Genomic DNA, 11,016 nt, shown 5'->3' on the forward strand with positions numbered 1-11,016 from the left:
CCAAGGGCCTAGCAGCTTTAAGCCGCCAACCGCCCACTGGCAATCGCCTCCGAAGCCGCCAGCATCGCCCGCAACAACACCGCACACCCCGCCGCCAGATCCTCCGGCGTGGCATTCTCGATTTCGTTATGGCTGATGCCATTCTCGCACGGCACAAAAATCATCCCTGCCGGCCCCAGCTCAGCCAAAAAGATCGCGTCATGCCCGGCGCCGCTGACAATATCCATGTGCGCCAGCCCCAGCGTATCTGCCGAATCACGCACCGCATCGACACACGCCTTGTCGAAGTACAACGCCGGGAAATCCGCCGTGGGGGTCAGCTCATGCGCCAGGCCATGCTTGGCACAGGTACTTTCGATCACCCCACGCACCTCGGCGATCATCGCATCCAGCTGCTCACCTTCAAGGTGACGAAAATCCAGGGTCATGCGCACCTCACCCGGAATCACGTTGCGCGACCCAGGGTAGGCCTGCAAGCAACCCACCGTGCCACAGGCATGCGGCTGATGGCCAAGGGCGGTGCGGTTGACCGCCTCGACCACCGCCGCCGCCCCCACCAGGGCATCCTTGCGCAGGTGCATGGGCGTCGGGCCTGCGTGGGCCTCTACACCGCGCAAGGTCAGGTCGAACCACTTCTGGCCCAAGGCCCCAAGCACGACGCCGATGGTCTTGGCCTGGTCTTCGAGAATCGGCCCCTGCTCGATATGCGCTTCGAAATAAGCCCCCACCGGGTGGCCTGGCACGGCGCGCTTGCCCGCGTAGCCGATGGCGTTGAGCGCCTCGCCAACACTGACGCCCTGGGCATCGCGCTTGGCCAAGGTGTCTTCCAGGGTGAACTTCCCGGCAAACACCCCCGAGCCCATCATGCAGGGCGCAAAGCGCGAACCTTCCTCGTTGGTCCACACCACCACTTCCAGCGGTGCTTCGGTTTCCACGCTCAGGTCGTTGAGTGTACGGATCACCTCCAACCCAGCCATCACCCCGAAGCAGCCATCGAACTTGCCGCCGGTGGGCTGGGTATCGATGTGGCTGCCCGTCATCACCGGGGGCAGCTTGGGGTTGCGCCCTGGGCGGCGGGCAAAGATGTTGCCGACCGCGTCCACACTGACGCTGCAACCGGCCGCCTCGCACCACTGGACGAACAGGTCACGGGCCTGGCGGTCGAGGTCGGTCAGCGCCAGGCGGCAGACGCCGCCCTTGGCAGTGGCGCCGAGGCGGGCCAGGTCCATCAACGATTGCCACAGGCGCGCGCTGTCGACGTGGCGTTGGGTGGAATGCAGCACTTGCTTGGCTGGGGTCATGGTCGTTTTCCTCAGGCATTTCTAGTTGTCGGTACTGGCAAGCGGTCACGGCAAGGGCTTGGCCAGCCGCGTCGGGCTGCGCGCCGCCACGCCGCCGAGGACGTAGTAAAGCGCCCCACCCAGCAGCGAACCGGTGAACCAGCCGTAGTCATAGAACCAGCTGAAACTGCTGTTGCCGATGGCCATGACGGTCAGCGCCACCGGCAGTGCGAAGGCCGCAAACCCCGCCCAGTTCCAGGCCGGATACACGTCGTCACGGTACAGCCCGGCCAGGTCCAGACGCTGGCGACGGATCAGAAAGTAGTCCACCACCATGATCCCGGCAATGGGCCCAAGCAGGCTCGAATAGCCCAGCAACCAGTTGGAATAGACGCTCTCAAGGCTCAGGTCGGAAACGATCAAGCCCAGTTTCTTGAGCAGTTCATGACTCATCAGCGCCAAGCCGATAAAGCCGGTCAGCCACACCGCGCGGCTACGCCCGATCAGGCGTGGGGCGATGTTCTGGAAGTCGTTGGTTGGCGACACGATGTTCGCCGCAGTGTTGGTCGACAGTGTGGCAATCACGATCAGTGCCATGGCCAGGGCGACCCAGCCTGGGCTCTGGATCTTGCCGATCAGGCTGACCGGGTCCGACACCGTTTCGCCCACCAGCGACGCCGAAGCGGCGGTCAGCACCACACCCAGGGCGGCGAACAGGAACATGGTCAGCGGCAGGCCGAAGATCTGCCCCAGAATCTGGTCCTTCTGGCTTTTCGCGTAGCGGCTGAAATCGGGAATGTTCAGCGACAGCGTGGCCCAGAAACCGACCATGGCGGTGAGCCCGGCACAGAAGTAACTGACCACGCTGGCGCCCTCGGGCCGCTTGGGCGGCTGCGCCAGCAACTCGGTCATCGACATGTGCGGCAGTGCCCACACCAGCAGGCCGATGCCGACCGCCACCAGCAATGGCGCTGACAGGGTTTCAAGCCATTTGATCGACTCCGCCCCGCGCAGCACCACCCACAGGTTGAGGGCCCAGAAGATCATGAAGCCAATCACCTCACCGGTGCCCTCCAGGGCCTTCCAGCCATCGAACATCGAACCGAGGAACAGGTGAATGGCCAGGCCGCCGAACATCGTCTGGATGCCGAACCAGCCACAGGCGACGACGGCGCGGATCAAGCACGGCACGTTGGAGCCAAGAATGCCGAACGAGGAACGCAGCAGCACCGGAAAGGGGATGCCGTACTTGGTGCCGGGGAACGCGTTGAGGGTCAGCGGGATCAGCACGATCAGGTTGGCCAACAGGATCGCCAGCAACGCTTCGCCCACGCTCAGGCCAAAGTAGGCCGTGAGCACACCGCCCAGGGTGTAGGTGGGTACGCAGATGGACATGCCTACCCACAAGGCGGTGATATGCCACTTGTTCCAGGTGCGCTGGTGCACCTTGGTGGGCGCGATGTCGTGGTTGTAGCGCGGGCTGTCGAGCACGTCACTGCCCGCCTCCAGCTCGAACAGGCCTTCCTGCTCGATCACTTGCGATCTGCTCTGTTGCATGGGGCCTTCTCCAGGTTTTTCTAATTGTTTGCTCATCGGGCTAACGCGATGGCCGGAGTACACACACCACCAGTACTGCTCCTCCGGTCCGGCCTGGCGGTTGTGGCCGTACTCAAATTGCGTGCCGGGTTGGCCTGCGCCGTCCCGGGTGGCCGCCGCCTACCGGAGGTAATCAACTGAACTGCAAAGCATTTATCTGCGCCTGGCGAAAGTACGGTGTTCCCCTCGCCTGCTGCGCATACCACCTTCGGCCGCCCCTGCACCCTGCCTTTGGTTTCAATCTGGTGCAGGCTGGTTTTTTGAGCAGGATAGCCGGCCCTTCGAACCGGTTATCAAGCAGCTGATTTTGCATGGAAAATCTTGACCAATTTGGCTTCTTGTCAAGTGCGTCAAAATGGTGAAGGGCCTCACCATTTTGGTGATTTCTACATTTTTCCCTTTAATATCAATAATTTATAAATGTTATAAGCTAATAAATTATTTTCTTGAACAATCCCAAATCACCATCTAAATTTCATTCTTGTCAGGTCTGACAGGATTGCAAGTTACCCTTCAGCCACTGGCCGATAACAATTCAAGAACCGGCCCAGACCGGTCAGCCTGCGAGGAAGACGGCATGTCCCTGTTGATCCGTGGTGCCACCGTGATAACCCACGAAGAGCGTTACCCCGCCGATGTTTTGTGTGTCGAGGGTGTGATCCGCGCCATTGGCGAAAACCTCGAACCCCCCACCGACTGCGAAATCCTCGACGGCACTGGCCAGTACCTGATGCCCGGCGGCATCGACCCGCACACCCACATGCAACTGCCCTTCATGGGCACCGTGGCCAGCGAGGACTTCTTCAGCGGCACTGCTGCAGGCCTGGCCGGCGGTACCACCTCGATCATCGACTTCGTCATCCCCAACCCGCAGCAGTCGTTGCTGGAGGCCTTCCACACCTGGCGTGGCTGGGCACAGAAGAGCGCCTGCGACTACGGCTTTCACGTCGCCATCACCTGGTGGAGCGAGCAGGTCGCCGAAGAAATGGGCGAGCTGGTGGCCAAGCACGGGGTGAACAGCTTCAAGCACTTCATGGCCTACAAGAACGCCATCATGGCCGCCGACGACACGCTGGTGGCCAGCTTCGAACGCTGCCTGCAACTGGGCGCGGTGCCCACCGTGCATGCCGAGAACGGCGAACTGGTCTACCACCTGCAGAAAAAACTGCTGGCCCAGGGCATGACGGGCCCCGAGGCACACCCCCTGTCGCGCCCTTCGCAGGTCGAAGGCGAAGCCGCCAGTCGCGCCATCCGCATTGCCGAAACCATCGGTACGCCGCTGTATGTGGTGCACATCTCAAGCCGCGAAGCGCTGGACGAGATCACCTATGCCCGGGCCAAAGGCCAGCCTGTGTACGGTGAAGTACTGCCCGGCCACCTGTTGCTCGATGACAGCGTCTACCGCAGCCCGGATTGGGCCACTGCCGCCGGCTACGTGATGAGCCCGCCCTTCCGCCCACGGGAACATCAGGAAGCCCTGTGGCGCGGCCTGCAATCGGGCAACCTGCACACAACCGCCACCGACCACTGCTGCTTCTGCGCCGAGCAGAAGGCCATGGGCCGCGACGACTTCAGCCGCATCCCCAATGGCACCGCCGGTATTGAAGACCGCATGGCCGTGCTGTGGGATGCCGGGGTCAACAGCGGGCGCCTGTCGATGCAGGAGTTCGTCGCACTGACTTCCACCAACACCGCGAAGATCTTCAACCTGTTCCCGCGCAAGGGCGCCATCCGCGTCGGTGCCGATGCCGACCTGGTGCTGTGGGACCCAGAGGGCACGCGAATGATCTCGGCGCAGACCCACCACCAGCGCGTGGACTTCAACATTTTCGAAGGCCGCACCGTGCGCGGCATCCCCAGCCACACCATCAGCCAGGGCCGCGTGCTCTGGGCCGATGGCGACCTGCGCGCCGAACCTGGCGCCGGCCGTTACGTGGAGCGCCCGGCCTACCCCTCGGTGTACGAGGTGTTGGGCCGACGCGCCGAGCAGCAGCGCCCGACACCCGTCCAGCGCTGAGCCTTACCCACAGCACCCGCACTGCCGTACCGGCCCCGAAGAGGCTGGGCGGCGCCGTATTGCCGTTGACTGCCACATCCAAAAAAGAAAAGAGAGGCTACAACCGTGATCGATGCCCTGAACCACTTGCCGCGCCCCCGGGCCGGCGCCGACCAGTTGGCCGAGCGCTTCGGCGACCTCGCCCCGCCCCTCACCGCCCGCCAGGCCGCCGTGGAAAGCGCCCGCTGCCTGTATTGCTACGACGCCCCCTGCGTCAATGCCTGCCCAAGCGAAATCGACATCCCCTCGTTCATCCACCGCATCAGTGACGAGAACCTGCAAGGCGCCGCCGAACGCATTCTGTCGGCGAATATCCTCGGCGGCAGCTGTGCCCGTGTGTGCCCGACCGAAATCCTCTGCCAGCAAGCCTGCGTGCGCAACAACGCCCAGGAATGCGCACCGGTGCTGATCGGCCAACTGCAGCGCTATGCCGTGGACAACGCCCACTTCACCGAGCACCCCTTCACCCGCTCGCCGGCCACCGGCAAGCGCATCGCCGTGGTCGGCGCAGGCCCGGCCGGGTTGTCCTGCGCGCACCGCCTGGCCATGCATGGGCACGACGTAGTGGTCTTCGAAGCCTGCGACAAGGCCGGTGGCCTCAACGAGTACGGCATCGCCCGCTACAAGCTGGTGGACGACTACGCCCAGCACGAGGTGGAATTCCTGCTGGGTATCGGCGGCATCGAAATCCGCCACGGTCAACGCCTGGGTAGCAACCTCAGCCTGGGCGAGCTGCGCGATCAGTACGATGCAGTATTCCTGGGCCTGGGCCTGAATGCGGTGCGTCAGCTCGGCCTGGCCGATGAAGAGGCGCCCGGCGTGCTTGCCGCCACCGCGTACATCCGCGAACTGCGCCAGGCCGACGACCTGAGCCAACTGCCGCTGGCCGACCGCTGCCTGGTGATCGGCGCCGGTAACACCGCCATCGACATGGCCGTGCAGATGAGCCGCCTGGGCGCCCGTGACGTCAACCTGGTGTACCGCCGCGGCCACGCCGACATGGGCGCCACCGACCACGAGCAGGACATCGCCAAAGCCAACCAGGTGCGCCTGCACACCTGGGCGCGCCCCGATGCCGTGTTGCTGGATGACGCCGGCAAGGTGCGCGGCATGCGCTTCGCCCGCACGGCACTGGCGGATGGGCGCCTGCGCGACACCGGCGAAACCTTCGAGCTGGCCGCCGATGCGATCTTCAAGGCCATCGGCCAGCGCTTCGACGACGCCAGCCTCATCGACCCCGTGGCCGCGCAACTGGCCCGCGACGGTGAACGCATCCGTGTCGATGCGCATATGTGCACCAGCCTTGCGGGTGTCTACGCGGGCGGCGACTGCACCGCCCTGGGCCAGGACCTCACCGTCCAGGCCGTGCAACACGGCAAGCTGGCCGCTGAAGCCATCCATGCCCAACTCATGCTCAATATGGAGGCTGCGTAAATGGCCGACTTGTCTATCGAATTCGCCGGTATCAAGGCGCCCAACCCTTTCTGGCTGGCCTCGGCGCCACCCACCGACAAAGCCTACAACGTGGTCCGCGCCTTCGAGGCCGGCTGGGGCGGCGTGGTCTGGAAGACCCTGGGCGAGGACCCGGCGGCGGTCAACGTGTCGTCGCGCTACTCGGCGCACTACGGCGCCAACCGCCAGGTGCAGGGTATCAACAACATCGAGCTGATCACCGACCGCTCGCTGGAGATCAACCTGCGTGAGATCACCCAGGTGAAGAAGGACTGGCCCGACCGCGCGTTGATCGTGTCGCTGATGGTGCCGTGCGAGGAACAATCGTGGAAGTTCATCCTGCCCCTGGTGGAGGCCACGGGCGCCGATGGCATCGAACTGAACTTCGGCTGCCCCCACGGCATGCCTGAACGTGGCATGGGCGCGGCGGTCGGCCAGGTGCCGGAGTATGTGGAGATGGTCACCCGCTGGTGCAAGACTTATTGCGCCCTGCCGGTGATCGTCAAGCTCACGCCAAACATCACCGACATTCGCCAGTCGGCCCGCGCCGCGCACCGCGGCGGGGCGGACGCGGTGTCGTTGATCAACACCATCAACTCGATCACCAGCGTCGACCTGGACCGCATGGTGGCCCACCCCATCGTCGGCGACCAGAGCACCCATGGCGGTTACTGCGGTTCGGCGGTCAAGCCGATTGCCCTGAACATGGTCGCGGAGATCGCCCGCGACCCCGAGACACGTGGCTTGCCGATTTGCGGCATCGGCGGTATCGGCAACTGGCGTGACGCTGCCGAGTTCATCGCCCTGGGCAGCGGCGCCGTGCAGGTGTGCACGGCCGCGATGCTGCATGGGTTCCGTATCGTCGAAGACATGAAAGATGGCCTGGCCCGCTGGATGGACCAGCATGGGCACCGCAACCTGGAGGCGTTCAGAGGCCAGGCCGTGGGGCATACCACCGACTGGAAGTACCTGGACATCAACTACAAGTCAGTGGCACACATCGACCAGGACGCCTGCATCGGTTGCGGGCGCTGCCACATCGCCTGCGAAGATACGTCGCACCAGGCCATTGCCAGCACGGCCAAGGCTGATGGCACCCACCTCTACAGCGTGATCGAGGAGGAATGCGTGGGCTGCAACCTGTGCCAGATCACCTGCCCGGTGGAAAACTGCATCGACATGGTGGCGCAGGATACCGGCAAGCCCTACCTGAACTGGACGCAGGATCCGCGTAACCCCTATCGCGAGGCGAGCTGAGGCTGAAGCTCCCACAGGCGTTGTGTGCTTTTTCAGGCAGGCAGAAATCCTGTGGGAGCGGGCTTGCCCCGCGAAAGGCTGTGAAGCGGCCCCATCTCTGGTCAAGCCACCGCTGTCTCATGCAGGTACACCCACACCACCCGCTGCTCGTCACACGCCACAATCGCCAACGAATACCGCGCAGTCTCCTGCCCCTGCAACCGGTGGGTCTCCTTGTAGCGCACCGCCACACTCGCCCCCGCCTGCCACACTACCTGCACGTCACTGACCTCGATTTCCAGCCCTGGCCGAGCCCCGGCCCCCCGCTCGAACAACTGCCCCACCTGCTGCCGATCAACGATCGCGCCCGCCGTGGTGACCATACTGAAGTTGTCGGCAAACACCGCCATCAACTCGCTGCGAAGCGCCTCGGTCTGCGCAGCAGGCCGGGTGAATACTGCATGGATCAGATCATGTACATCGTGGATGCTGCGTACAGCCCGTTCACTCAAAGTCATATCAAGGTTCCAAACCAATGCCACGCAGGATGACACTGGTCACCGTCTGCACCGCGTTTTCGAATGCCATGTCCGACAAGGGCTCGCCGCCATTGAGCAACGCCACCTGATAGCCAAAGTCCGCATAATGCTGGGTCGATGCCCAGATCATGTACAACAGCGCAGACGGCTCCACCGGCAGGATGCGCCCGTCTTCCACCCACCGGCGAATCTTGGTCTCCTTCAGCTTCGCCCAGGGCACCAGGCTTTCGTCCAGGCTCACGCCCAGCACGGGCGCGCCGTGCAGCATTTCTTCAGCCCAGATTTTCGAGCCCAGCGAGCGTGAACGCGAATGGCCCATCTTGGCGCGGATGTAGCTGGTGAGCACCACACGTGGGTCATCGAAGTTCTCGAAACACAGCGCATCCTGCTTCCACACATCCAGCAGGTCCTGCAGCACGGCGCGGAACAGGTCGTCCTTGGTGCTGAAGTAGTAATGAAGGTTGGAGCGCGGCAACTCGGCCTGCTCGGCGATATCGCCCATCGAGGTGGCGCCATAGCCTTTCTCGGCGAACACCTTTTCTGCAGCCTGGAGAATCTTCTCGATGTTACGCCGGCGGATCTCGATCTTGTGGTTGGCCATCAAGCTTGGGCCGTCCACACCGCCAGTTCATAGCCGTCCGGGTCGACGAAGTGGAACCGTCGCCCGCCGGGGAACGAAAACGTGGCACGGCTGATCTGCGCACCGGCGGCCTCGACCCGCTGCTGCGTGGCGTCGAGATCGTCGGCGTACAGGATGACCAGCGGGCCACCCGGGCGTACCGGCTCGCCTGTAGTAAAGCCACCCGTCAGCCGACCATCGCTGAATTCCGTGTAGGCAGGGCCGTAATCGGTGAAGCGCCAGCCGAAGACGCTGCCGTAAAAGGCCTTGCTCCGTGCGATATCGCTGACATTGAATTCGATGTTGTCGATCTGTCGATCGTGGCCACGAACGCTCATGCGTGCTCCTTGCCAATGGGTAATGGCCCAGTCTACTTGAGTCAGTGCACACACGCAGACCTAACCACAACGCGCCCGATCGCGCACCGGGCACTGCGCGCGGTGCAGGTTCAGCGCCGTGTTGATGATGCCGATATGGCTGAACGCCTGGGGGAAATTGCCCAGCATTCGCTTGCCTGCCGGGTCGTACTGCTCCGCCAGCAACCCCAGGTCGTTGCAAAGGCCGCTCAAGCGTTCGTACAGGGCCTGTGCCTGGGCTTGCCGGCCTAACAGCACATAGACATCGGCCAGCCAGAATGAACACACCAGGAACGTACCCTCCCCGGGTGTCAGGCCGTCGCTGCAGCTGTCGGTGTCATAGCGCGACAACAGGCCATTTTTCAGCAGCCGCTTTTCGATTTCTGCCAGCGTGCGCAAAAACCGTGGGTCTTCCGCCGGCAGAAAGCCGGTCAATGCGATCTGCAACAGGCTGGCGTCCATTTCGTTGGCGCCGTAGGCCTGGACAAAAAACGCCCCGCTCGGGTCCAGCCCGCGCTCGCACACCTCACGGCGAATCTCGTCTGCCACCTGGCGGTAATGCCGCCCGCGCTCGCGATCCTCTTCGGTGGTTTCGGCCAACCCCGCCGCGCGGTCGAACGCCACCCAGGCCATGACCTTGGAATGCACGAAATGCTGCCTGCCACCGCGAACTTCCCAGATACCTTCGTCCGGGTCTCGCCAGATGCGCTCCACGTACGGCAGGATCAACCGGGCAATCGCGGCGCTGCGTGGGTGCCGAGGCAAACCGCCTTTGATCGCCTGGGTCATGGCATCGGCCAGCTCGCCGTAGATATCCAGTTGCATCTGCCCGGCCGCCGCATTGCCCACCCGCACCGGCTGCGAGTGCTCGTAACCGGCCAACCATGGCAGGGTGTACTCCTGCAGGTCACGCTCGCCGGCCAGGCCGTACATGATCTGCATCTGTTCGGGGTTGCCGGCCACCGAACGCAACAGCCATTCGCGCCAGGCCTGGGCTTCGTCGAAGTAGCCCAGGTTCATGAACGCCAGCAGGGTCATGGTGGCGTCGCGCAGCCAGCAGAAGCGGTAGTCCCAGTTGCGTTCGCCACCTATGCGCTCGGGCAGCGAGGTGGTGACAGCGGCGACGATGCCGCCGGTGGGCGCGTAGGTCATGGCCTTAAGCGTGAGCAGCGAGCGCCGCACCAGGGCGGTGTAGGGACCGACCTCCGGGCAGCGGACGGCAAAGGCCTGCCATTGGTTGATGGTTTGCGCCAGCGCCGCCTCGACATCGCAATCGGGCTGCACAGGCAGGTGCGAGGGTTGGTGGCGCATGCTGAACACTTGACGTTCGCCGGCACCGACGCGAAAGCGTGCGACGGTGTGGTGGTCACGTGCGTGCGAGGGGACCGTGCTGCACAGGATCAGGCGGTCAGGGCCGGCTACTGCGCTGAGGGTCAGGGGGTCGAGCTTCTCTACCCAAGGCACGCTGCGCCCGTAGTCGAAACGCAGCACCAGGTCCATCTCGAAGCTGGTTTCGCCGGCCAGGCCTTCGACGATGCGCACGACCGAGTTGACCTCGCCCAGCGGCATCAGGTCGAGCACGCGCGCCCGGCCAGAGGCGGTGACCCAGGTGGTTTCAAGCACCAGGGTGTCCTCCAGGTATTGCCGGCTGGTGTGCTCGACCGGGTCGCAAGGGGCCAGGCGCCAGCGGCCATTTTCTTCATTGCCCAGCAGGGCCGCAAACACGGCGGGGGCGTCGAAGCGGGGCAGGCACAGCCAGTCAATGGAGCCATCGCGGCTGACCAGGGCGGCGCTGCGGCAATTGCCGAGCAAGGCGTAGTCTTCGATGTGGGCGGGCATTGAGTCTCCTTTCGGTTGAGCCGGTTGGTTGCCTGTGCCAGCT

The 11,016-nt window shown here is 63.9% G+C and carries 9 protein-coding genes; 3 read left to right on the forward strand and 6 right to left on the reverse strand.

The genetic code is table 11. The annotated features are described in order from the left end of the window. Positions 1 to 17: 17 nt before the first annotated feature. Together DJ563_RS12155 and DJ563_RS12160 are read right to left on the reverse strand one after the other, a co-directional pair. A complete protein-coding gene (locus DJ563_RS12155; RefSeq protein ID WP_434519596.1) occupies positions 18 to 1,301 on the reverse strand; it encodes a Zn-dependent hydrolase in 1,284 nt (427 codons plus the stop codon). 45 nt (positions 1,302 to 1,346) lie between these two features. Further along, on the reverse strand, positions 1,347 to 2,837 hold the full coding sequence (locus DJ563_RS12160; RefSeq protein ID WP_434519597.1) for an NCS1 family nucleobase:cation symporter-1: 1,491 nt from the start codon (positions 2,835 to 2,837) through the stop codon (positions 1,347 to 1,349). A 616-nt stretch (positions 2,838 to 3,453) separates the two neighbouring features. On the opposite strand from DJ563_RS12160, the gene hydA reads away from it, so the two are divergent. From hydA to preA, 3 genes are all read left to right on the forward strand, one after another. Beyond that, a complete protein-coding gene (gene hydA / locus DJ563_RS12165; RefSeq protein ID WP_274100394.1) occupies positions 3,454 to 4,893 on the forward strand; it encodes a dihydropyrimidinase in 1,440 nt (479 codons plus the stop codon). Between the two features lie 105 nt (positions 4,894 to 4,998). Next, the gene (locus tag DJ563_RS12170) at positions 4,999 to 6,366 is read left to right on the forward strand and encodes an NAD(P)-dependent oxidoreductase (protein WP_274100393.1); all 1,368 of its coding nucleotides are present in this window, start codon (positions 4,999 to 5,001) and stop codon (positions 6,364 to 6,366) included. Then, entirely contained in the window at positions 6,367 to 7,641 is a 1,275-nt protein-coding gene (preA, locus tag DJ563_RS12175) for an NAD-dependent dihydropyrimidine dehydrogenase subunit PreA (RefSeq protein ID WP_274100392.1), read from the forward strand. 101 nt (positions 7,642 to 7,742) lie between these two features. Here the strand turns inward: preA and DJ563_RS12180 are convergent, their stop codons facing one another. Genes DJ563_RS12180 through DJ563_RS12195 form a run of 4 tightly spaced genes read right to left on the reverse strand, consistent with a single transcriptional unit; the run spans position 7,743 to position 10,973 of the window. Continuing rightward, complete coding sequence (locus DJ563_RS12180) at positions 7,743 to 8,138, reverse strand: DUF4440 domain-containing protein (RefSeq protein ID WP_434519598.1); 396 nt, start codon at positions 8,136 to 8,138, stop codon at positions 7,743 to 7,745. Between the two features lies 1 nt (position 8,139). Next, positions 8,140 to 8,760, reverse strand: coding sequence for a TetR/AcrR family transcriptional regulator (locus DJ563_RS12185; RefSeq protein WP_033696704.1), 621 nt, complete (start codon positions 8,758 to 8,760; stop codon positions 8,140 to 8,142). Beyond that, positions 8,760 to 9,116, reverse strand: coding sequence for a VOC family protein (locus tag DJ563_RS12190; RefSeq protein WP_047581818.1), 357 nt, complete (start codon positions 9,114 to 9,116; stop codon positions 8,760 to 8,762). The genes DJ563_RS12185 and DJ563_RS12190 overlap by 1 nt, the downstream gene beginning before the upstream one ends. Before the next feature lie 60 nt (positions 9,117 to 9,176). After that, positions 9,177 to 10,973 carry a glycoside hydrolase family 15 protein gene (locus DJ563_RS12195; RefSeq protein ID WP_434519599.1) on the reverse strand — a complete coding sequence of 599 codons (1,797 nt, stop codon included), beginning with the start codon at positions 10,971 to 10,973 and terminating at the stop codon, positions 9,177 to 9,179. Positions 10,974 to 11,016: the final 43 nt, after the last annotated feature.

Source organism: Pseudomonas sp. NFX1 (genome assembly GCF_051123555.1).
In the GTDB taxonomy this organism is placed as follows: Bacteria; Pseudomonadota; Gammaproteobacteria; order Pseudomonadales; family Pseudomonadaceae; genus Aquipseudomonas; species Aquipseudomonas capeferrum.